Source organism: Qipengyuania sp., assembly GCF_042095715.1.
Classification (GTDB): Bacteria; Pseudomonadota; Alphaproteobacteria; order Sphingomonadales; family Sphingomonadaceae; genus Qipengyuania.
This window is the reverse complement of sequence record NZ_JBELMO010000021.1, coordinates 17,559-38,564: the sequence shown is the minus strand read 5'-3', so window position 1 is coordinate 38,564 and position 21,006 is coordinate 17,559. Positions and strand designations below refer to the sequence as shown.

At 62.4% G+C, this 21,006-nt stretch carries 19 protein-coding genes; 6 read left to right on the top strand and 13 right to left on the bottom strand.

The features are described from left to right. Window positions 1-158 precede the first annotated feature (158 nt). The 5 genes from rodA to ACFDTG_RS07310 are packed head-to-tail and all read right to left on the bottom strand — an operon-like array spanning window position 159 to window position 5,850. Entirely contained in the window at window positions 159-1,274 is a 1,116-nt protein-coding gene (rodA, locus tag ACFDTG_RS07330; protein WP_375290370.1) for a rod shape-determining protein RodA, read from the bottom strand. After that, on the bottom strand, window positions 1,271-3,349 hold the full coding sequence (gene mrdA / locus ACFDTG_RS07325; protein ID WP_375290369.1) for a penicillin-binding protein 2: 2,079 nt from the start codon (window positions 3,347-3,349) through the stop codon (window positions 1,271-1,273). Before mrdA ends, rodA begins: the two co-directional genes overlap by 4 nt. Continuing rightward, a complete protein-coding gene (gene mreD / locus ACFDTG_RS07320) occupies window positions 3,349-3,900 on the bottom strand; it encodes a rod shape-determining protein MreD (protein WP_375290368.1) in 552 nt (183 codons plus the stop codon). Before mreD ends, mrdA begins: the two co-directional genes overlap by 1 nt. After that, window positions 3,900-4,790 (bottom strand): rod shape-determining protein MreC, encoded by an 891-nt coding sequence (mreC, locus tag ACFDTG_RS07315; RefSeq protein ID WP_375290367.1) that lies wholly within the window; start codon window positions 4,788-4,790, stop codon window positions 3,900-3,902. Before mreC ends, mreD begins: the two co-directional genes overlap by 1 nt. A gap of 16 nt (window positions 4,791-4,806) precedes the next feature. Beyond that, a complete protein-coding gene (locus tag ACFDTG_RS07310) occupies window positions 4,807-5,850 on the bottom strand; it encodes a rod shape-determining protein (protein WP_375290366.1) in 1,044 nt (347 codons plus the stop codon). A 194-nt stretch (window positions 5,851-6,044) separates the two neighbouring features. Here ACFDTG_RS07310 and mutL point away from each other — a divergent pair, with 194 nt between their 5' ends. Then, window positions 6,045-7,847 carry a DNA mismatch repair endonuclease MutL gene (mutL, locus tag ACFDTG_RS07305; protein ID WP_375290365.1) on the top strand — a complete coding sequence of 601 codons (1,803 nt, stop codon included), beginning with the start codon at window positions 6,045-6,047 and terminating at the stop codon, window positions 7,845-7,847. Further along, entirely contained in the window at window positions 7,847-8,353 is a 507-nt protein-coding gene (locus ACFDTG_RS07300) for a hypothetical protein (RefSeq protein ID WP_375290364.1), read from the top strand. The genes mutL and ACFDTG_RS07300 overlap by 1 nt, the downstream gene beginning before the upstream one ends. Window position 8,354: 1 nt before the next feature. Here the strand turns inward: ACFDTG_RS07300 and ACFDTG_RS07295 are convergent, their stop codons facing one another. From ACFDTG_RS07295 to ychF, 4 genes are all read right to left on the bottom strand, one after another. After that, window positions 8,355-8,819: a MaoC family dehydratase gene (locus ACFDTG_RS07295; protein ID WP_375290363.1), complete on the bottom strand. Its 465-nt coding sequence runs from the start codon at window positions 8,817-8,819 to the stop codon at window positions 8,355-8,357. Window positions 8,820-8,861: 42 nt separating this feature from the next. After that, window positions 8,862-9,677 carry a DUF1206 domain-containing protein gene (locus ACFDTG_RS07290; protein WP_375290362.1) on the bottom strand — a complete coding sequence of 272 codons (816 nt, stop codon included), beginning with the start codon at window positions 9,675-9,677 and terminating at the stop codon, window positions 8,862-8,864. 66 nt (window positions 9,678-9,743) lie between these two features. Next, window positions 9,744-11,033 carry an ectonucleotide pyrophosphatase/phosphodiesterase gene (locus ACFDTG_RS07285; RefSeq protein WP_375290361.1) on the bottom strand — a complete coding sequence of 430 codons (1,290 nt, stop codon included), beginning with the start codon at window positions 11,031-11,033 and terminating at the stop codon, window positions 9,744-9,746. Between the two features lie 11 nt (window positions 11,034-11,044). Beyond that, a complete protein-coding gene (gene ychF / locus ACFDTG_RS07280; RefSeq protein ID WP_375290360.1) occupies window positions 11,045-12,145 on the bottom strand; it encodes a redox-regulated ATPase YchF in 1,101 nt (366 codons plus the stop codon). Window positions 12,146-12,299: 154 nt separating this feature from the next. On the opposite strand from ychF, the gene ACFDTG_RS07275 reads away from it, so the two are divergent. Further along, window positions 12,300-13,334, top strand: coding sequence for a magnesium transporter (locus tag ACFDTG_RS07275; protein WP_375290359.1), 1,035 nt, complete (start codon window positions 12,300-12,302; stop codon window positions 13,332-13,334). Window positions 13,335-13,425: 91 nt separating this feature from the next. Continuing rightward, entirely contained in the window at window positions 13,426-14,394 is a 969-nt protein-coding gene (locus tag ACFDTG_RS07270; protein ID WP_375290358.1) for an SGNH/GDSL hydrolase family protein, read from the top strand. Here ACFDTG_RS07270 and pth read toward each other — a convergent pair. From pth to ACFDTG_RS07250, 4 genes are all read right to left on the bottom strand, one after another. Then, window positions 14,391-14,966 (bottom strand): aminoacyl-tRNA hydrolase, encoded by a 576-nt coding sequence (pth, locus tag ACFDTG_RS07265; RefSeq protein WP_375290357.1) that lies wholly within the window; start codon window positions 14,964-14,966, stop codon window positions 14,391-14,393. The genes ACFDTG_RS07270 and pth overlap by 4 nt on opposite strands. A gap of 142 nt (window positions 14,967-15,108) precedes the next feature. After that, window positions 15,109-15,816, bottom strand: a complete 708-nt coding sequence (locus tag ACFDTG_RS07260) for a 50S ribosomal protein L25/general stress protein Ctc (RefSeq protein ID WP_375290356.1) — start codon at window positions 15,814-15,816, stop codon at window positions 15,109-15,111. Between the two features lie 110 nt (window positions 15,817-15,926). Further along, entirely contained in the window at window positions 15,927-16,805 is an 879-nt protein-coding gene (locus tag ACFDTG_RS07255; protein ID WP_375290355.1) for a TraB/GumN family protein, read from the bottom strand. Further along, the gene (locus ACFDTG_RS07250) at window positions 16,802-17,719 is read right to left on the bottom strand and encodes a TraB/GumN family protein (RefSeq protein WP_375290354.1); all 918 of its coding nucleotides are present in this window, start codon (window positions 17,717-17,719) and stop codon (window positions 16,802-16,804) included. The genes ACFDTG_RS07255 and ACFDTG_RS07250 overlap by 4 nt, the downstream gene beginning before the upstream one ends. Window positions 17,720-17,969: 250 nt before the next feature. On the opposite strand from ACFDTG_RS07250, the gene ACFDTG_RS07245 reads away from it, so the two are divergent. Continuing rightward, complete coding sequence (locus ACFDTG_RS07245; protein WP_375290372.1) at window positions 17,970-18,872, top strand: glycine--tRNA ligase subunit alpha; 903 nt, start codon at window positions 17,970-17,972, stop codon at window positions 18,870-18,872. Further along, window positions 18,869-20,980, top strand: coding sequence for a glycine--tRNA ligase subunit beta (gene glyS, locus ACFDTG_RS07240; RefSeq protein WP_375290353.1), 2,112 nt, complete (start codon window positions 18,869-18,871; stop codon window positions 20,978-20,980). The genes ACFDTG_RS07245 and glyS overlap by 4 nt, the downstream gene beginning before the upstream one ends. The last annotated feature ends 26 nt before the right edge of the window (window positions 20,981-21,006 follow it).

Genomic DNA, 21,006 nt, shown 5'->3' with positions numbered 1-21,006 from the left:
CCTAGGACCCGCTGATTAAGAGTCAGCTGCTCTACCAACTGAGCTATGCGTCCACTGCGCCGGATTTCCGCGCTCCGAAAGGCCGGAGCCGAATCGGGGAGCGCCGCATATAGCTGTCCAAACGCGAATTGAAAGGGTCCTATTGGACAAAAATCCGCTCAGGTGATGAGACCGGACCGTGGTGTGCTCTTGTTCCACCGATCGATCATCATCAGCGTGCCCAGACAGATCATGTTTGTCATCATCGACGATCCCCCATGGCTGAGGAACGGGAGCGGGATGCCGACCACGGGGGCTAGGCCCATGACCATCATGAGGTTGATGGCGACGTAGAAAAAGATCGTTGCGGTCATGCCCGCGGCCAACAGCATCGCGAACCGGTCGGTGGTCCGCCGTGCCACCCGCAATCCCCATGACAGGATCAGGGCATAACAGACGAGGCTGAAGATCCCTCCGATGAACCCCCATTCCTCCGCCATTGTAGCGAAAACGAAATCGGTGTGCGGTTCAGGCAGATAGTTGAGATGGCTCTGCGAGCCCTGGTCGAATCCTTTGCCGGAAATCCCCCCGGATCCGATAGCGATCTTGGACTGGGTGATGTGATAGCCATCGCCCAGCGGATCGCTTTCCGGATCGAGAAAGGTGAAGACGCGCCGCTGCTGGTAGGGTTTGAGACCGAAAAAGAATGCGAGCGGCGCAATTGCCGCAGCAGCCACCCCCGCCCCGACGAACCACCGCAATGGCAATCCAGCGAGAAACATGACTACTGCCCCACCGAACCCGATGGCTAGCGCCGTGCCGAGGTCGGGCTGAAGCAGGACCAGCGCCATGGGAAAACCGATCAGCGCCCCTGCCGGTATAAGAGACCGCCAGGTCGGGACCATGCCCATGGGAAGAGTGCCGTAGAAATTGGCGAGGACCAGCACGATGGCAGGCTTCATCAGTTCCGATGGTTGCAGTTGGATTGGGCCGATATCCAGCCAGCGCTGGCTGCCGCCGCCCACGAAGCCCACGGCCTCCACCGCAAGCAACATGAGAAGAAGGACCACATAGGCCGGATAGGCAACGAATTTGACGAAGCGCTTCTGGAAGACTGTCATCACCAGCGCCATCGCGAAGAAGATTGCGAAGCGGAGCAGGTGGGAAGATGCGTAACGGCTGAAATCGCCTCCGGCTGCGGAGGTGAGGACCAGCGCGCCGAACGCAACCAGTCCAAACAATGGGACCAGCATGGACCAGGGCTGGCGAGCGACCGGTGCTGGAACGATGCTCATCGTGACGCGGCGGCACTACCGGGAATGGGCCCCGTCGCCACGGGATTGGGCTCGGGCCGCGGCTCGAACGTGCGCGCGCCCTGCGTTTCCGCCTGTCGAGCCTGCAATCGCGCTTCGGCGTCGACGCGCGCGAAGATCTCCTCGTCGCGGCGGGGGAGTTCGGCCACGTCCACCCCGGCGGCCGCGGCATATTCGGCGTATTTCCGCGAGAGCCGCTCCTGCGCCGTCCCGCCCCACTGCTTCTCGAAACCTTGCAGAGCCTCGATCGCTTTCGCCGGATCGAACATGAAGGTCATGACATCGCGCGCTATGGGGTAGGCCGCCCCTGATCCGCCCCCATGCTCGACCACGACCGCGCCCGCATATTTGGGTTTGTCGAAGGGCGCGAAGAAGATGAAGAGCCCGTGATCGCGGTATTTCCACGGGCCGCTCTTGCCGTCGGAGATGTTGAGGCCGACGACCTGTGCCGTGCCAGTCTTGCCTGCCATCAGAATGTCGGGGATGGGCAGGCGGGCCCGCCCGGCGGTTCCCGGCCCGTTGATGACGTCGCTCATGGCGTGGCGTGCGAGTTCGACATGATCGAGGGAGAAATCGGCCGGTGCGAAGGGTTGGCGAGTGTTGCTTTTCACCATTCGGGGCTCAAGATGCCGGCCCGACGCGATCCTCGCGGCATAGACCGCGAGCTGAAGCGGATTGAACAGCATATAGCCTTGGCCGATGGTGGCGTTGACCGTGTCATAAGCCTGCCACTCGCGGCCGTATTTCTTCATCTTCCACTCAGGGTCCGGCACGGTGCCGTAGAACTGGCTGAGAACGGGGAGGTCGAACTTCTGGCCCAGACCCACGCGCCGCGCCATGGCGGCAATGGGGTCCATGCCGATCTGCTGGGCGAAATGGTAAAAATACACGTCGCAGGACTGGTAGATACCCTTGGCCATGTCGACTTGGCCGTGCCCTCGGCGGTTCCAGCAATGGAAAACGCGGTTGCCGACCCGCAAGCCCCCTCCGCAGAAGACGGTGTCGGTGGGCTTGAGCCCTTCGCGCAGGAAGCTCATGGCGACCATGGGTTTCACCGTCGATCCGGGCGGATAGAGACCTTTCAGGATCTTGTTGCGCAGCGGAACGCGATCGTCGTCGCGCAGCATCGCATATTCCACGCTGCCGATGCCCGAGGAAAAGCTGTTGGGGTCGAAGCTGGGCATGGAGGCCATGCACAATACATCGCCCGTTTCGCAATCGAGCATCACCACCGATGCGCTTTCCGGGCCTATGCGGCGTGCGGCGTAGTCCTGGAGGGGACCATCGATCGTCAGCTGGATGGGCGAGCCCTGGATATCCTCACGCGTTTCCAGTTCCTTCACGATCCTGCCGGACGCAGTCACCTCGACCCTGCGGGCGCCTGGCGTACCGCGAAGGTTCCGTTCGAACTGCTTTTCAAGCCCGTCCTTGCCGATTTTGTAGCCCGGCGTGATCAGAAGCGGGTTCTTGTCCTCCGCATATTCTTCCGCATTGGCTGGGCCGACATAGCCGATCAGGTGCCCAACGCTGGGGCCGGTGGGATAGTATCGCGTAAACCCGCGTTGCGGCACCACGCCCCTCATGTCGGGCAGGCGCACGCTTACGGCGGCGAATTGTTCGTAATTGAGGCCCGTGGCGACCTCGATCGGCTGCGGGCCCACAGCATCGGCCACGCGCTTCTGCACATCGCCGAGGACATCGGGCGTCAGCCCAAGCACTTCGCCAAGTTTGGCGACTGTGGCTTCGGGATCGGACATGCGTTCCGGAATGACATCGACGCGGAAGTCCGCCCGGTTTGAGGCCAGCGGGGCACCGTTGCGGTCGAGGATCCATCCGCGCCGGGGCGGAATCAGCGACAGGTTGACGCGATTGCTTTCGGATTCGAGCTGGTATTTCTCGTTCTGCAGGATCGACAGATAGGCCATGCGACCCGCCAGTAGAATCCCGACGCCGCCCATCGTGGTGCCGATAACGAAACTGCGACGGTCGAAGGAATCCTCAAGTGTTGCCTTGCTGACGAACTGCTTCGTGCGTGATCTGCGGCGCTTCCCGAACATCACGCGGCCAGCCAGCGGAACAGGCGCAAGCGGTCGACCATCGCAACCAGGCCCGCTGCGGCGGGAAACAAAACGATCGCGAACAACAGTTGCGGGCCAAGCGCAATCAGGCCGGCGGATCCAGAATCGCCGCCGGAAAGCAGAAAAGCGAGAAACAAATAACCCGCAAGCACAGCCGACGCGGCCAACCAATCCTGCAGGAAGGTGCGCCACGGGATGCGACGATCCAGAACTTCGAAACCAATCATCACTGCGGACCATAGCAGGATAGCGCTTCCGAATGGCTGTCCGCTGAACAGATCGTCGAACAGGCCCAAGGGCAGCCCGGCCCAGATCGGGAGCAGTCCGGGGCGAACCAGGCGCCACGCCAGTAACATCAGAAAACCGAACGGCGGAACTACGGGCAAGGCCGTCGCCATGAAAAACACAGGCAGTATGCTGCCCGCCAGGATCGTGAGCCAGGGCAGAACCGTGGCCACAAGCGGCGAATGGGTCCGATTGATACGACGCCCATAGGCATCGCTGCGGGCTCTTGGAGCATACCGTTCCATCAGTCGGCGACCGCTTCTTCGATCGGCGTTTCTGCGGTCACGACCGCCTCGGGCTGAAAAATAGGAAGAACGGCCACGAAATCTGCCGCTGCCGGATCGCTCACGATGCGGGCAAGCCCGCCATCGCTTGTGGTTTCGGTGACGATCGCGACTGCAGTTCCGGGATGGTAATACCCCCCGGCACCGCTGGTGACGAAAACGTCCCCAGGCTTCAGAGGGTTGATACCCAGGTTGATCAGCTTGATGCGCAGCAAACCGTCTCCGCGCCCTTCCGCGAAGGCGACGATCTCGTCCTTCGCTCGGCGGACAGGCAAGACGCTTTCGCTATCAGTCAGCAGCAACACGCGGGCACTGTTCGCGCCAACCTCCAGCACACGACCGACGACGCCGCGCGGGCTGATCACTGACATGCCGACCGCTACCCCTTCGCGTCGCCCTGCCCCGATATAAGCGAAGCGTCGCGCGCTCGACGCGGTCGAGCCAACGAGTCGCGTGACGGCCACGGGTTTGAGATCGGATTCTGTGATGGCGAGAAGAGCCTTCAGGCGTTTGTTTTCCTGCTTGACCGCATCAGCTTCCTTCAGCCGGATGCGTGCCAGTTCCACCTCCTGCTTCAGCGCGGCATTCTGCGATCCCGCTCTGAGATAGCCCTTGATGCTGGCGATCAGGCCCCGGCTTTCGGTGCGGGCTTCGGCAACCGTTTTGGTAGCGGGCAGGGTTGAATCGGTCGCGGTGCCCCGCAAGCTCGAAAACAACGTGGGGTGCCAAAGCGACAGGCCGAGCAAGACCGCGCCGACAAACGCGCCGGTCCCGGCCAGGATATAGCCGGTAAACTGCGATAACTGCGCACGCTTCGAATAGCTCGAGCGCCGCTGCGCACTGGGCGCCATGGCTAGCCCCCGGAGGTTAGGCGGTCATCAGCACGCCGCGATAGACCGGGTCTTCCATGGCGCGGCCCGTGCCCACCGCCACGCAGGTGAGCGGGTCTTCGGCAACGGTTACGGGAAGGCCGGTTTCCTCGCGAAGATATTCGTCGAGCCCGGCGATCAGGGCTCCACCCCCGGTCAGGACTATGCCCTGGTCCACGATGTCGGCAGCGAGCTCGGGCGCCGTGTTTTCCAGCGCGATACGAACGCCTTCCACGATTGCGCCGATCGGTTCGGCCAGCGCTTCGGCGATGTGGCCCTGGTTGATCGTGATCTCTTTGGGCACGCCGTTGACGAGGTCGCGACCCTTCAAGGTGATCGTTTCGCCATTACCGTCGACCGGAGTGCGCGCGATGCCGTAATCCTTCTTGATCCGCTCCGCCGTGGCTTCACCGATCAGGAGATTGTGGTGACGTCGTACGTAGCTGACGATCGACTCGTCCATCTTGTCGCCGCCGGTGCGGACCGAGGTTGTGTAGGCGAGGCCGCGCAGCGACAGAACTGCGACCTCGGTAGTACCGCCACCGATATCCACGACCATAGAACCGACAGGCTCCGTAACCGGCATATCGGCGCCGATTGCCGCCGCCATCGGCTCCAGGATGAGATAGACCTGACTTGCCCCGGCGTTGCTCGCCGCGTCGCGGATGGCGCGGCGTTCCACGCTCGTGGAGCCTGACGGAACGCAGATCGTGATCTCGGGATAGCGCATCAGGTTCTTGCGGCCATGAACCTTGCGGATGAAGTGCTTGATCATTTCCTCTGCAATTTCGATGTCGGCGATCACGCCGTCGCGCAGAGGGCGGATCGCCTCGATACTGTCTGGCGTCTTGCCCATCATCATCTTCGCATCGTCACCCACCGCCTTGACGCGCTTGACGCCATTGATGGTCTCGATCGCCACGACACTGGGCTCGTTCAGGACGATGCCCTGATCCTGAACGTAGACGAGTGTGTTGGCCGTGCCGAGGTCGATCGCCATGTTCTGCGAACCGAACTTGAACAGATTGCTCCAAAAGCCCATTTTTCTTGCGGTTTCCGTAAATGATAGGGGCCGTGGGCCGCGCTTCGGAGCGCGAAACATAGCCGGACGTTCCTGCGAAGGCGGTTCCTTAGCGGGGCATCAGCGAAAATGCCAAAAAATTTGCAAACGCACGCGGGGATTATCGGCGCGGCCGGTCTCGAAAACATTCCGCCTCATCGCTAGCATGGATTGCAATGCCACAAATCCGCCGCCTGCCCGAGACGCTCGTGAACCGCATCGCCGCCGGAGAGGTGGTGGAGCGGCCTGCATCGGCGCTCAAGGAGATGATCGAGAACGCACTCGATGCCGGGGCAACGCGGGTTGCTGTTCGCCTCGTGGAAGGGGGCCTGGACCTCCTCGAAGTCACGGACGACGGCTGCGGTATGGCTCCCGAAGAGATCGAACTTGCGCTCGAACGCCACGCGACCAGCAAGCTGCCCGATGACGAAATCGAACAGGTGACCTCTCTGGGTTTCAGGGGCGAAGCGCTGCCCAGTATTGCCAGCGTTGCCAGATTTACCATCGAGAGCAGGCCGCATGGATCGGAGGGTGGCTGGCGGCGTGTGCTCGATCATGGGGCGGTCGTGGAAGAGGGGCCAGCGGCCTTGCCGCCCGGCACCCGCGTCCGCGTGGAGCAGCTGTTCGCCCGGATACCCGCCCGTCGGAAATTCCTGCGCACCGCGCGCAGCGAATATGCCGCGTGCCTCGATGTCGTTCGCCGCCTTGCCATGGCGCGGCCTGGGGTGGCCATCACTCTCGACCACGGGGAAAGGCGGATTTTCGCCCTGCAATCGGGAGAAGCGCTGGCCGATCGGGTCGCTTTGCTGATTGCGCGGGAATTGAAGGATAACTCCGTCGCAATCGATATTGAGAGGGGGCCGCTGAGGCTGACCGGGATCGCTGGCCTGCCCACCTATAACCGTGGCGTAGCGGATCATCAGTATCTTTTCGTGAACGGGCGCCCGGTCAAGGACCGCCTGCTGACCGGCGCGGTGCGCGGTGCCTATTCCGACATGCTGGCCCGCGATCGGCACGCCGTGCTCGCGCTTTTCCTCGAGCTTCCGGCCGAGGAGGTGGACGTCAACGTTCACCCGGCAAAGACGGAGGTTCGCTTTCGGGATGCAGCCGGGGTACGCGGGTTCATCGTTTCCGGCCTGCGTCAGGCTCTGGCCAGCGGCGACCGGCGCAGCGCGCAGTCGCCCGATGCGGCGGCGATGGGGCGCTGGCAGCGTGAAGCCGAACCGGCGCCAGCCATCGCCTCCATGTTTTCACGGGACTGGTCCGCTCCTGCCGGTCAGGCCATCAACCGCGTTGCCACCCCGGTAGCTACCTGGCGCGAACAGGATGCGCCCGTGCTCGATGCGCCGCGGGGCAGGGCGGAGGAGGCGGTCCCGCTCCCTGCCGACGCAAGCGCTTATCCGCTGGGCATAGCGCGCGGCCAGATTGCCAATACCTATATCGTCGCGGAGGCGCAGGACGGCCTTGTTCTGGTCGATCAGCATGCCGCGCACGAACGCCTGGTGCTGGAAAGGCTGAGGGAGGCGGGCGCGGCCGATGCAACCACGCGGGCGCAGGCACTGCTGATTCCGGATGTGGTGGAACTGGACGAGATTTCCTGCAATCGGCTCGAACAGGCGGCGGAAAAGCTTGCCGACAAGGGCCTTGCCATCGAACGGTTCGGGCCATCGGCCATGCTGGTTCGCACGCTCCCTCATGCGCTGGCTGGGGCGGATCCGGAGAAGTTGTTGCGCGATATCGCCGACGATCTTGCGCTCAACGGCGATGCGCTCCTGCTTGGCGAAAAGCTCGACCTCGTACTCGCGACGATGGCGTGCCATGGGTCGGTGAGAGCTGGCCGAACCTTGCGGGTCGACGAGATGAATGCCCTGCTTCGTGAGATGGAGACAACGCCGCGCTCCGGGCAATGCAACCATGGCAGGCCCACGTGGGTTAAGCTGGCCATGGAAGACGTAGAAAAACTTTTCGGGAGGCATTGATGCGGTTCTGGTTCATTGCGGCTGCGTGTGCTGCCGGACTTTCGGGATGTTCGGAGCAGGAGCCATCCGAGCCGCAGCAGCAGGCCGACATCGACAAGGCCGTCGCGGAGGTAGAAGCCGCCCAGACGCCGCCACCCGACGTGGTCACCCCGCAGCGCATCACCTCCGACCAGCGGGAGCGTTACAAGTTCAGCCCGAACGGATGCGATTTCGCCGTGAATGCGCCCGAACTAGGCGCGCTCGCGATCCTGCAACTCAATGTCGGCTACATGCAGTTTGAGGGGGAGATCGAGCGATTCGCTCCGGATGCGGGTGCGGGGGAGGGCCCGTTCGGCACCAGTCTGCGCTATAACAGCGGCCGCCATGTCCTCCGTATCGAATACGTGAACGCGCAAGGAAAGCCGCAGGGCAGTCAGGCCACCAGCTATCCCGCGCGACTGGAATTGCAGGATGGCCGCGACAGGACGGTCTACGTGGCCGAAGGGGTTGCCCTCTGTAGCACCTAGGTCAGCCCTCGATGGGTGCCTCGGGGTCGCGGACACGTATCAGGCCGTTCGACACCATTTCGAGAACGACGATATCGTCCTGATTGAACACCCGACAGCGGCTTTTGAACAAGCCCATGTCCGGTCGATTTTTGCTGCGCCGCTTTTCAATAACTTCGGTTTCGACCCGCAGGGTGTCGCCCGGATAGACCGGCTTTTTCCACTGGAGGTTGTCGATACCCGGTGAGCCAAGCCCGGCCTGTGACTCGGTCTTCATATTCTCGACCAGCATCCGCATAGTCATCGCGCAGGTATGCCAACCGCTGGCGGAAAGCCTGCTGAAATGGGTTGCCGCCGCGGCTTCGTCGTCGAGGTGGAACGCCTGAGGATCGTATTTCGAAGCGAAGTCGATCACCTCTTCACGAGTCACGTCATAGCGCCCGAAGGACTGGCGCCGACCGATCTCGATATCTTCGAAGTAAAGCATGACGGGGGAATTGCCCAACCTTTGGCGGTTGGGCAATCGAATTCAGGCGCGAAATTTGGGGATACCCTGATCCGAGTCGAGTTCCGGAATGATCCGGTAACGGGCCAGCACCAAGCTGAACAATCCGAACATCAGAAGTCCGATGGCGGTAATGGTGAACCACAGCCCATCGTCGGCCAGGCTGGCAACTGCATCGCCTAGCGTCTTGATCTGATCGGAGCCTCCGGAGCCGAAGCCGGCCTTGAGCAGTGAATAACCGATTACGAAGTAAACGATCCCGCGCGCGAAATACCCTGCGGATCCAAGGATCTTGGTGCCGTTCGGCGCTCCCGGGCCGATGCGGTTCATGAACTCTCCGGTCCAGGCTTTCTTGAACTGGAAAACGCCCGTTGCGAGAAGCGCCAAACCGAGCAGACCGAGGACGATCCCGCCGAACTCGAACGAAAGGACGCCGCTGGCCGCCTGCTGCGCGCCGCCGCCGCTAGCGCCGCCACTGCTGCCCTCGCTGCTGGTGGCGAACTGATAGGCCGCATAAGCGAGCGCAAAATGCGCGATCGCGCTGCCGGTGTGGCCGATCCGCTTGGCCCAACCCTTCTTGTCCGATCCTTCGTTCTCGATATCGAAGATCAGCGAGCACAGGCGAAACAGCGCATAGGCGACCAAGCCGAACACCATTAGCCACAAAATCACGTTTCCGGCCGGGAAATTCTCGATCGCGCGGAAGATGCCGTTAGTGCCCTCGGCAATTCTGTCGGTCTGCGTCAGCGCGATGATGCCGAGTACGGAATAGAGAATGGCCCTGCTGAAATATCCCACCCTTACGGCCCAGGTGAACTTCTCCGACTTGTCGATATCCATGCGATGCCCCTCGTGTTTTGCCCCAAGTATTCCGCAATGAACCGACGAAGTGCAGTGGGGGTTCCATCAATCTTGGAATGCATCCTCCACCGAGCCGAGTTTGCCATCCATTGAGCCATCCTGGGGAAGTCCAAGAAGGCGCCGCAGCAGCGGGTTTACGGCAACGTTCGGAAAACGGTCTAGAACTGCGTGCCTGGCGAAAGCCGGCCCGTCGGCGATGAACAGCGCGGCCATTTCCGGGGCCTGGTTGTCGTAACCATGCGTTCCTCCGGTAAAGGGCTCTCGGGCCTCGCTGGGAAGAATAAGCCATCCCGTCTCGGCCAGGCAGAGGTAGGGGGGAATGCGCGGATTGGATCCATAGCCGAAGCGGGCGGGGATTTCGTTTTTGCGCCAACACTGCATGTGGTCATGCGGTTTCAGGAGTTGTCGTTCGAGAGCGGCCTCTTGACCGGGGACTGCACGAAACGTGGCATAGGGCCCATTCTCGTCCAGCGTGTATATGCCGGGATCCAGCACCTTATCGAGTGCAATCACGCGCTCGCTAGACGTTTGCGCCATGCCGTGATCGGCCACGATCACCAGATTGGCGGGCTGGCCCAGGCTCTCGAGCCCGCGCACGAGGCTCGCAATGTCAGCTTCCACACTGCGCAGGGCCTGTGTCACCTCGGGGCTGCCCGGGCCACCGGCGTGGCCGGCGGTATCGAGCTCGTCGAAGTAGAGCAGGACGAGTTGTGGGCGGATCTCTGCGGGGCGCCGCAGCCAGTCGATCACCGTGTTAACGCGCTGCTCGGGGGTCACGTTCTGGTCGAAGGCCTGCCAGTCGGCCGGCCTTACGCCGCCTTCGACCCGTCCGTAGCCGCGCGGAACGAGCGTGCCGCCATAGGCGACTGCGGATCCAGGCCAGAACATCACCCCCGTCCTGATTCCGGCCTTTTCCGCCGTGACCCAGATAGGCTCCTTGCCATTCCAGTAGAACGGATCGGTGGTGGACATTGCGAAGCGGTCGGCAGGATCGGGCCGCTCTGGATCGTTGAAGCTGTTGGCCACGATCCCGTTGTGATCAGGCGTATAACCGGTGACGGCAGCCCAGTGATTGGGAAATGTCTTGCTCGGGAAGGAGGGGATCATGCTCGCGGAAACGCCTTCCGCGGCCAGGCGGGCGAGGGTGGGTGTCTCTCCACGCTCAAGGTAATCGGCGCGAAATCCGTCGATGGATACCAGGATGGTAACGGGCTCGCGCTGTTCCTGTACAGCGGGGGCCGGCGACCCGGCGGCCGGAACGCTGGCCAGCTGGGGCGCACAGGCGGAGAGCGCCACCACGCCGAGTGCCACCAGCATTTTTTCGAGGATACGCATGATTTTCCGCCTCAAACGTTGAACTTGAAATGCAGGACATCGCCATCCTGCACGACATATTCCTTGCCTTCCTGGCGCAACTTGCCGGCGTCACGTGCCGCGGCCTCACCGCCCAGCGAGACGAAATCGTCGAAGGCGATGGTCTCGGCGCGAATGAAGCCTTTTTCAAAATCGGTGTGGATCTCGCCAGCCGCCTGGGGCGCTTTGGCGCCGGAGGGGAAGGTCCAGGCGCGCGCTTCCTTCGGCCCTGCGGTAAAGAAGGTGCTGAGCCCGAGGAGCTTGTAACCGGCCCGGATTACACGGCTGAGCCCGCTCTCCGTTAGCCCCAGCTCGTTCAAATATTCCGCTCGATCTTCCGGCTCCATCGAAACGAGCTCGCTTTCGATGGCAGCCGATACAACCACTGCTTCCGCGCCTTCCGCTTGCGCCTTGGCGAAGACCTCGGCCGACAGAGCATTCCCGTCGGCGGCGTCTTCTTCGCCGACATTGCACACATACAGCACGGGCTTTGCGGTAAGAAGCTGCGCCTGCGCGAACAGCCGCGCCTCTTCATCGTCCTTCGGTTCGGTCAGGCGGGCGGGCTTGCCTTCACGCAGCAGATCCAGGGCCTGGCCCAGCACGCTGGCCATGGCCTTGGCCTCCTTGTCACCGCCCGTCGCTCGCTTCGCTGCGGCGGGCACACGCTTTTCCAGGCTTTCCAGATCGGACAGCATCAGTTCTGTCTCGACCACCTCGGCATCGGCGATCGGATCGACCTTGTTGGCGACATGCTGGATATCGTCGTCCTCGAAGCAGCGCAGCACATGCACCACGGCGTCCACCTCGCGGATGTTGCCAAGGAACTGGTTCCCCAGCCCCTCACCCTTGCTGGCGCCTTTCACCAGCCCGGCGATATCGACGAAAGCGAGCTGGGTGGGGATGATCTTGGCGGACTTGGCGATTTCCGCCACGCGTTCCAGTCTGTCGTCCGGAACGGCCACCTGGCCCACATTTGGCTCAATGGTGCAGAAGGGATAGTTGGCGGCCTGCGCCGCCTGCGTTTCGGTAAGCGCATTGAACAAAGTGGACTTGCCGACATTGGGCAGCCCGACGATTCCACAGCGAAATCCCATGGTGTCGGTGAACTCCTGAAGGGCGGCTATCGGACCGCGTTTGCCGCGGCGCCTTAGCGACATAGAAACGCACTGACCAGTTCTGCGCGGCACTTGCTGTAGCCAGAAGGAAAACAAGCTAGTAACCGTCGAATCGTCCAGCATGGGGGGAGCCATGGCGACTACAGCGATTCCGGCGGCGGGGCCGGACAACATGATTACGGAGCCCGAGGTTGCGAAGAGGCCGCAGATCGTCGGCGACCTGATGTCGCCGGCGGTCGGCCTGTTCTCGGGCGATACGACCGTAGCCGAAGCGGTCGAAGGCTTGCGAGAGCAAAGCCGGACTGCCTTCATCACCTATCTCTACATCGTCGACGAGGCGCAGCGATTGGAAGGCCTTGTCGTCATGCGCGAGATGCTGCTGGCGCCGCCCGATACCAGGCTTTCCAGCATTATGCTGAGAAACCCTTTCGTCCTCCAGCGTTCGATGCCTTTGCGGGAAGCGCTGAAGGCGGCGCTTCACATGCATTTTCCGGTCTATCCGGTGGTGGAGGACGACAACCGGCTCGTGGGCCTGATCCGCGGCGGTGTCCTGTTTGCCAATCGCGCGATCGAGATTTCGGGTCAGTCGGGCACCATGGTTGGTGTGGATAACGAGGAACGGCTCGGCACCTCGATCCCGCAAAGCCTCAAGATGCGGCATCCATGGTTGCAGGTGAATCTGCTGACGGCCTTCGTAGCCGCGGCGGTCGTGGGAATGTTCGAAGGGACCTTGAGCCGTCTCGTAATCCTCGCGGTGTTTCTACCGGTCATGGCGGGGCAGACGGGAAACACGGGATGCCAGGCGCTCGCTGTCGCGCTGCGCGGTATGACGCTGGGCGAGGTTACCGAGGAGAACCAGGGCGCGATGGTCCGCAAGGAAGCTTTTCTGGGATTTCTGAACGGGCTGCTTGTGGGTGTCACCGCTGGGGCGGGTATGGCGTTCTATGCCCATTTGCAGGGGGAGGCGAATCCGCTCGAGTTCGGGCTCGTGGTGCTGATCGCCATGATCGCTGCCTGTACTGCAAGCGGCATCGCCGGCGCGATCATTCCGCTCACGCTCAAGAGGTTTGGGGCAGATCCCGCCACGGCTTCGAGCATCTTTCTCACTACCGCCAGTGACGTGACGAGCATGGGTATCTTCCTGGGACTGGCCACCCTCATGCTATGATGGCGAAAACGATGGGAAGAAGTTAATTTGACAGTTCTGTGACCGTGAAATACCTCTCGTTAACCATAAGAATAAAATCTGGAGAGTCGTCATGTTTGTTCGGTCGTCGGCTATTGCCGCGGCGGTTTGTGCCGCCACATTCGCAACACCCGTGCTGGCAGAGCGTTCTACGCCCCAATACACTTCGCTCACGGTGTTTGGGGACAGCCTGGTCGATGCAGGGAACATCTACACCCTTACCGGCGGCCTGACCCCCAATCCGGCGGCCGGGTATTTCCAGGGCCGTTTTACGAACGGCTACGATTACACCGACCTGCTTTCAATCGATCTGTTCGGCACCCCTACTGTCGCATCTCTTCAGGGCGGCACGAACTATGCCTTCGGCGGTGCGAGGGCGACAACGACCTCCCCGGTACCGGATCTTGCTGAGCAGTTGGCGCTGTTCTCTGGCAATCTTGCTTTTGGTCGGACTGTTGACTCCAATGGCCTTTACGTCCTGAATTTCGGCGGAAACGATATCTTCAATGCCCCGCCCCCGGGGGCCGGAGAGGACGCCTTTCTGATGATGGCAGCCAGCAATTACGCGCAGGGTGTCCAGTATCTCAACGACCTCGGCGTGCGCAATTTCCTCATCACCGGCTTCCCCGTACTGGATGATCCGGCCTCCTACGCAGCGGAAGGATATCTGACGACAGCGCTCGGCAACCTCAATTTGGCGTCCGACACGACATTGTATCGCTTCAGCTATCTCGATTTCTTCCAACGTGTGCTCGTCGATCCGGGTTCGCTGGGACTACCGCCGCAGAACACCACGGTGACGTGCCGGGCCGCTGGCCCTGCAGCCATCGCAAATGGCTGCGTGGGGTATTTCTCCTTCGATGGGGTCCACCCCACCGCTCCGATTCACCAGGCGATCTACGCCGATTTGCAGCGCCAGTTTAATCTGAGCGGTGCCGTACCCGAACCGGCGACCTGGGCCATGCTGATCATCGGCTTCTTCGCCGCGGGAAGTGCCATGCGGCACCGGCCCCGAGCCGCAGTTAGGTTCGCAAGAACCTAGCGTGTATTGGCGAGGCGAAGGGCATAGTCGCTCATGAAACGGGCGTCGTCGCCCTTTGCGAGCCATTCGGCCTCCGCCGCGATCGCGCCGAGCATGTCGGAAAGATCGTCCAGTTCCTGCTTGGCGTAATTGCCGAGGACATAGCCGTGGACCCGGTCCTTATGGCCGGGATGGCCGATTCCGATACGCACACGGCGGAAATCGGGGCCAAGATGCTTGTCGATTGAGCGCAGACCATTGTGGCCGGCTAGCCCGCCCCCGGTGCGGACCTTGATTTTGAACGGCGCCAGGTCGAGCTCATCATGAAACACCGTTAGTGAGTCAGTGCCCAGCTTGTAGAAGCGTAACGCTTCCCCCACGGCGCGCCCGCTTTCGTTCATGAAAGTGGCGGGTTTCAGCAGGAGGATCTTTTGCGCGCCGATCCGCCCCTCCTGCACCCAGCCGGAAAACTTGCGCTGCGGCGGGCCGAAGCGATGCAGATCGGCGATGACGTCCAGCGCCATGAAGCCGACATTATGCCGGTTCATCGCATATTGCGGGCCGGGATTTCCAAGACCTGTCCACACTTGCATGGGCGCCGCCTAGCTCAAGGGAGAGGATCGCGGAAGGCCCGCGCCTGCGAAGCCGTCCGCTTCTCGCCGACCTCTCGTAAACGCAGAACGCCGGCCTCTTTCGAGACCGGCGCCCTGGTGATTGGCTGGAGGAAGAAAGCGCTTACTCGCTCTTTTCTTCCTGTTCTTCGGCAGCATCGGCGTCCGGGCCCTGTTCGGTCGCGGCGGTTTCGCCCGCTTCCATGTCGGCGCCGGCGCCTTCACCGCTGGCAGCGGTGCTGGTGTCGCCTTCGGCCTTCTTGAGCGCGCTCGGCGCGACCAGGGTGGCGATGGTGAAATCGCGATCCGTGATCGTGCTTTCGCTGCCGCTGGGCAGGGTAACTTCGGAAATATGGATCGAATCGCCCACTTCCTTGCCGGTGACGTCGATCTCGATTTCGCTCGGAATCTTGTCCGCTTCGCAAATCAGGTCGAGTTCGTGGCGAACGATGTTGAGCACGCCGCCCTTCTTGAGGCCAGGCGCCTTTTCTTCGTTCACGAATACCACGGGCACCATGACTTCGACCTTGGCGTCCTTGGACAGGCGCAGGAAGTCGGCGTGCTCGGGGCGGTCGGTCACGGGATGGAGCGCAACGTCCTTGGGCAGGGTGCGCACGGACTTGCCGCCGATCTCGATGTTTACGATCGAATTCATCAGGTGACCGGTGTCGAGCATGCGAATCAATTCCTTCGCCTCGACATGAATCATCTGGGGTTCTTCCTTGCCACCGTAGATAACGGCGGGGACACGGCCTTCACGGCGCAGATGACGGGAGGCTCCCTTGCCAGCCCGTTCACGCGCCTCAGCCGGCAGGGTCAGAGCGTCGCTCATGGTATTGCCTTTCGAATGCGGGTTGTATCCGGTCTCGCCACGCCTCCAGGGATGACCATGACGCCGGAACGCGGGCCCTTAGCCGGGTCGGCCCCGAAATGCAACGCGCATTACTGAACGCGCCGCACGGTGTAGCCTTTCGCCGCAAGCAGGGCGGGCAGGCCGTCCTTCCCCACCATGTGCGCGGCGCCCACGGCGACGAGCGGGCGGCGGCACCGATCGATAAAGTCCTGCAACTGGTCCGCCCAGCGCCGATTGCGACCGGCCAGTAGAGCATCGTATAGTTCGGGATCGCTGAGCATGCCCTGCAAAGCGGTCCTTTCGATAGCGGCCAGATCGCCTTCCAGCCAAGCGGCCACCAGTGCGTCGGATTGCCGTCCGGCGGTGCCGGCCTCCTTAAGGACGGAGAGCAGCATCGCGCGCTGGTCTTCTTCCGCCAGCCTGTCAAAAACCGCAAGCTGGCGCGATGCCCCCTCCAGTTCCACCACCGGTCGTTTAGCGAAGCGCATCTCCAGTTCACGGTCGACACCGTTCTGCGGGTCGAGAGGCGCCGCCGAGCGGGCAAGAACCAGAGCAACCGCCCAGGTTTCCATTCGAGCCAGATCCGGCCTCGTTGCCCCGGATGCCGAAACGGCGCGATCGAGCGCATCTCGTGCCGACGGGGGCACACGCCAAACCAGCGGGGCAGGGGGCTTGTCATAAGCCATATCCTGAAACACCTCCGCTATCGCCGCCTGGTCCTTGAGATCCTTAACCTCCACGACGAGCAGTCCCGCGCCCCGCACCGCGCCGTCCAGAGCGGAGTTCTCCCATTTTGTCCCGTCGGGCAGTGCATGGACGGTGCCGAACAGCCACCCTGCCGGTGCACCCCCGACACCCTCGATTTCCCAAAGCGCTGGGGTGCCCGCCCGCTGGCTCGCGTGCTCTGGCTGTCCGCACGCCGCGAGGAGCAAGGCCAAGATCGCGGCGCCGAGAAATCGGCCGATCACTGCACGCGCCGACTCTCGATACCGTCCTCGGACAGGTAGTCCTGCACGCTGTTGGTGCCTGCCAGATGCCCCGCGCCCACGGCGATGAAAACGGTGCCGGGTCGATCCAGGCGATCGTCTATCCATTCGGCCCAGTTGCGATTGCGCTTGTAAAGCAGTGCTTCGGCCAGGGCCGGGTCATCGATTTCGTCGTTGAGCAAGGCTGCCAGTCCGGCGGCATCGCCTTTGCTCCAAAGCGCGACCATATCGTTCATCATCGGCACGACCTCGTCGATCTGTCCGGCCACCTGGACGAGGTAATCGATCTGGGAGCGCATGGGCAGGCCGTTGAAGGCGGCCAGCTGGTCGTCCACGCTTTCAAGCGCACTGCGTTTCATCGTCGCCGCGGCCTGCGTCTCGACCGCGTTTTCGACTCCGGCTTCCATCGAATACCCCGCCTTTATCACGGGGATCACGCCCAGCGTGACGGCCGCGAACCAGGGCTTCATCCGATCGAAGGCGGCGGCGGGCAGTCCAGCCTTGGACATCGCAGCCTCGTACACCGCGCGCTGCTCGGCATTCAGCTTGTCGCGCAGGTTTTCGCCTTCCGGCAGTGCCGCGCTCTGCTGGAAGCGGGCCTGGGTAGCGGGATCGGCCATCGCGCCATGGGGAATTTCGGTCACCAGTTCGCTGGCCGAGGAGAGCGCCGTCGCGACAGGGCCCTCATACCATTCGATGCCATCGGGAAGGGCATGGATCGTGCCGAACAAATAGATCGTCGTATCCTCGTCCGCCACTTTCCAGAGGGCAGGGTGCTCGGCGGCGGCGGTAGTGGCCGTCGAAGCTGTCTGCGTGTCGGCCATGCCGGCGCAGCCGGGAAGGGCAAGCAGGGGACCCGCTAGGAGCAGAGCCAATTTGCGCGAAACATTTTTCATGGACAGTTCCCTTGAAGGACAATGATTTCAGTTTTGTGGGAAAGGATGTTCAGGGTTCCACAATGCGTTGGCGTTTCACTCGCGCGCAGCGACAGGGGCTCGGAAGTTCAGCGCCGCGGGACGATCGATTGGTGAAGGGTAGGCGTTTATCAAACTGCTCTGATCTTAAGGGATGAATGGTCGTCACGACAAGTTCTCCGCGCTTGCCGGCATTGACGGTTTCCGCCCCCTTCGCCATGGCGCGGCCTCTATGAAGCGAGAGCCGACCAAGAGCTTCCAGGACATGATCCTCGCGCTCCACGATTTCTGGAGTGAGAAGGGCGGATGCCTGATCCTCCAGCCCTATGATATGCGTATGGGTGCCGGGACCTTTCATACCGCCACGACGCTGCGTGCTCTGGGGCCGGAGCCCTGGAACGCGGCCTTCGTGCAGCCGTGCCGCCGCCCGACCGACGGGCGCTATGGCGAAAATCCCAACCGGCTTCAGCATTACTATCAATATCAGGTCATCCTGAAGCCGAGCCCGCCGGACATCCAGGATCTTTATCTGGAAAGCCTGCGCGTGATCGGCATCGACCCGCTGAAGCACGACATCCGTTTCGTGGAGGATGACTGGGAAAGCCCGACGCTGGGCGCCTGGGGCTTAGGCTGGGAGGTCTGGTGCGACGGGATGGAGGTGACGCAGTTCACCTATTTCCAGCAGATGGGCGGCTTCGACTGCAAGCCGGTGGCTGGCGAACTGACCTACGGCCTTGAACGGCTCGCCATGTATATCCAAGGCGTCGACAACGTCTACGATCTCGATTTCAACGGGCGCGGCGTGAGCTACGGCGAAGTCTTCCTCGAAAACGAGCGGCAGATGTCGAAGTGGAATTTCGAGGTCGCCGACACTGATGCGCTGTTCGACCTGTTCGCCAAGGCGGAGGCCGAATGCCGCAATGCATTGGAAAATCAGGTTCCTATCGCCGCATATGAGCAAGCGATCGAGGCTAGCCACGTGTTCAACCTGTTGCAGGCGCGCGGCGTGATCAGCGTGCAGGAACGCGCCAGCTATATGGCCCGCGTCCGCGATCTCGCGCGGTCTTCATGCGAAGCCTATGCCGAAAAGATGGCCCCCGAATGGCAGGCGAAATACCCGGAGTGGAGCTTGTGAGCGATTTCCTCCTCGAACTCCGTTCCGAAGAAATTCCCGCGCGGATGCAGGCTGGTGCGCGCGCCGAACTGGAAAAGCTGTTCCAGCGGGAGATGGACGCATCTGGAATCGACCTCTCGGACGTCGCGGTGTGGTCGACACCCCGCCGCCTCTCCCTGATCGCCCGTGGCCTTCCCGAAGCCACCGCTGCCGTGTCCGAAGAGGCCAAGGGCCCGCCCGAGGGTGCGCCCGAGGCTGCCGTGGAGGGGTTCTGCCGCAAAAACGGGATCACGAAGGAGCAGCTCGAAGTCCGCGACGTGAAGGGCCGCGCGACGTATTTCGCCGTGATCGACAAGCCCGGCCGCGCCACCAGGGATCTTTTGGCCGAAGCCATTCCCGCAATCATCCGCGACTTTGCCTGGCCCAAGTCGATGCGCTGGGGTGCCGCCTCGCTCTCCACCGGCAGTTTGCGGTGGGTGCGCCCGCTCTCCGGCATCGTGGCGCTGTTGGGCGATGACGTCGTCGAGTGCGAGGTCCACGGCGTCACCAGCGGAGCGGTAACGCTCGGCCACCGATTCCACCATTCTGGCGACATCACCATCGGCAATGCCGGCGACTATGCGATGAAGCTGCGCGCCGCCCATGTCATCGTCGACCAGGAGGAGCGCGCTGCCCTGGTGCGCGAGGGCGCTGCGAAGGCGGCATCCGCTGCGGGCCTCTCGCTGGTCGAGGACGAGGGGCTGGTGATCGAGAACGCTGGCCTCACCGAATGGCCCTTTCCCTTGCTCGGCCGCTTCGACGAGGCGTTTCTGGACGTCCCACCCGAGGTCATCCAGCTTACGGCCCGCGTGAACCAGAAATATTTCGTGTGCGAGGATGAAGGCGGCAAGCTCGCCAATGCCTTCGTATGCACCGCCAACATCGAGGCGGAAGACGGCGGCGGGGCGATCGTCGACGGCAACCGCAAGGTCCTCGCTGCCCGCCTTTCCGACGCGCGCTTCTTCTGGGAGCAAGATCGCAAGATCCCGCTCGCCGAGCACGCGAAGAAGCTCGAGCGAATCACCTTTCACGAGCAACTCGGCACCGTGGCCGACAAGGTCGAGCGCGTGGCAAAACTGGCGAGGTGGCTGGTCGAAGAGGGCATCGTCAAGGACGCGGACCCAGAGATGGCCGAACAGGCGGCACGGCTCGCCAAGGCCGATCTCGTGACCGAGATGGTCGGGGAATTTCCCGAACTACAGGGCCTTATGGGCGGCTATTACGCCCGCGCCGAGGGTCTGCCCGATGAGATGGCCGATGCCATCCGCGATCATTACAAGCCGGTGGGGCAGGGCGATGAAGTGCCTACCGCGCCGGTCACGGTGGCTGTATCTATGGCTGACAAGCTGGATACGCTGCGCAGCTTCTTCGCCATTGATGAGAAACCCACTGGCTCGAAAGACCCGTTTGCTCTGCGCCGCGCAGCGCTGGGCGTAATCCGCATAATTCAGGAGAACGGGCTGCGCTTGGGCCTGGCCGACGGTGACTTGCTCGATTTCTTCGCCGACCGCCTCAAGGTCCAGCAGCGCGAAGCCGGCGTCCGCCACGATCTCATCGATGCGGTGTTCGCTCTCGGGAACGAAGACGACCTCGTACGGCTTCTCAATCGTGTGAAAGCATTACAGGACTTCGTGAAGACCGAAGACGGCGCCAACCTGCTCGCCGGGTACAAACGCGCGGCCAACATTCTGAAGAAGGAAGACTGGCAGGGCGGCGACAGCGAGATCGCCCGAACCGGCGAGGAAGATCCGCTCGCGCTGGTCGACGATCCCGACATGAAGGCGGTGGTCGATGCCCGCATGGCCGAAAAGCACAAGAATACCCTTTCCTACACGCCCGAACCTGCGGAAACTGACCTTATCGAGGCACTCGATTCGGCGGAGCCGGAAGCCAGCGCGGCGATACAGGCGGAAGATTTTTCCGCCGCCATGCGCGCGCTCGCAACCCTGCGTGCGCCGATCGACCGGTTTTTCGACGAGGTGACAGTGAACGACCCGGATCGGGACAAGCGCGCCGCCAGGCTCGACCTGCTTCTCCGCTTCCGCGATGCGGTCAACCGCGTCGCCGATTTCAGCCGGATCGAAGGGTAGCGCAACTTTTCATCAAGACACGGTCA

What these genes read in the sequence shown, in the direction of transcription:
- ychF (WP_375290360.1), bottom strand. Translation starts at nt 12,145, where the DNA reads ATGGGATTTCGCTGTGGAATCGTCGGGCTGCCCAATGTCGGCAAGTCC.
- ACFDTG_RS07285 (WP_375290361.1), bottom strand. Translation starts at nt 11,033, where the DNA reads ATGCGTATCCTCGAAAAAATGCTGGTGGCACTCGGCGTGGTGGCGCTC.
- ACFDTG_RS07300 (WP_375290364.1), top strand. Translation starts at nt 7,847, where the DNA reads ATGCGGTTCTGGTTCATTGCGGCTGCGTGTGCTGCCGGACTTTCGGGA.
- ACFDTG_RS07290 (WP_375290362.1), bottom strand. Translation starts at nt 9,677, where the DNA reads ATGGATATCGACAAGTCGGAGAAGTTCACCTGGGCCGTAAGGGTGGGA.
- rodA (WP_375290370.1), bottom strand. Translation starts at nt 1,274, where the DNA reads ATGAGCATCGTTCCAGCACCGGTCGCTCGCCAGCCCTGGTCCATGCTG.
- ACFDTG_RS07270 (WP_375290358.1), top strand. Translation starts at nt 13,426, where the DNA reads ATGTTTGTTCGGTCGTCGGCTATTGCCGCGGCGGTTTGTGCCGCCACA.
- mreC (WP_375290367.1), bottom strand. Translation starts at nt 4,790, where the DNA reads ATGGCGCCCAGTGCGCAGCGGCGCTCGAGCTATTCGAAGCGTGCGCAG.
- mrdA (WP_375290369.1), bottom strand. Translation starts at nt 3,349, where the DNA reads ATGTTCGGGAAGCGCCGCAGATCACGCACGAAGCAGTTCGTCAGCAAG.
- ACFDTG_RS07250 (WP_375290354.1), bottom strand. Translation starts at nt 17,719, where the DNA reads ATGAAAAATGTTTCGCGCAAATTGGCTCTGCTCCTAGCGGGTCCCCTG.
- pth (WP_375290357.1), bottom strand. Translation starts at nt 14,966, where the DNA reads ATGCAAGTGTGGACAGGTCTTGGAAATCCCGGCCCGCAATATGCGATG.
- ACFDTG_RS07245 (WP_375290372.1), top strand. Translation starts at nt 17,970, where the DNA reads ATGAAGCGAGAGCCGACCAAGAGCTTCCAGGACATGATCCTCGCGCTC.
- mutL (WP_375290365.1), top strand. Translation starts at nt 6,045, where the DNA reads ATGCCACAAATCCGCCGCCTGCCCGAGACGCTCGTGAACCGCATCGCC.
- ACFDTG_RS07275 (WP_375290359.1), top strand. Translation starts at nt 12,300, where the DNA reads ATGGCGACTACAGCGATTCCGGCGGCGGGGCCGGACAACATGATTACG.
- mreD (WP_375290368.1), bottom strand. Translation starts at nt 3,900, where the DNA reads ATGGAACGGTATGCTCCAAGAGCCCGCAGCGATGCCTATGGGCGTCGT.
- ACFDTG_RS07310 (WP_375290366.1), bottom strand. Translation starts at nt 5,850, where the DNA reads ATGGGCTTTTGGAGCAATCTGTTCAAGTTCGGTTCGCAGAACATGGCG.
- ACFDTG_RS07295 (WP_375290363.1), bottom strand. Translation starts at nt 8,819, where the DNA reads ATGCTTTACTTCGAAGATATCGAGATCGGTCGGCGCCAGTCCTTCGGG.
- ACFDTG_RS07260 (WP_375290356.1), bottom strand. Translation starts at nt 15,816, where the DNA reads ATGAGCGACGCTCTGACCCTGCCGGCTGAGGCGCGTGAACGGGCTGGC.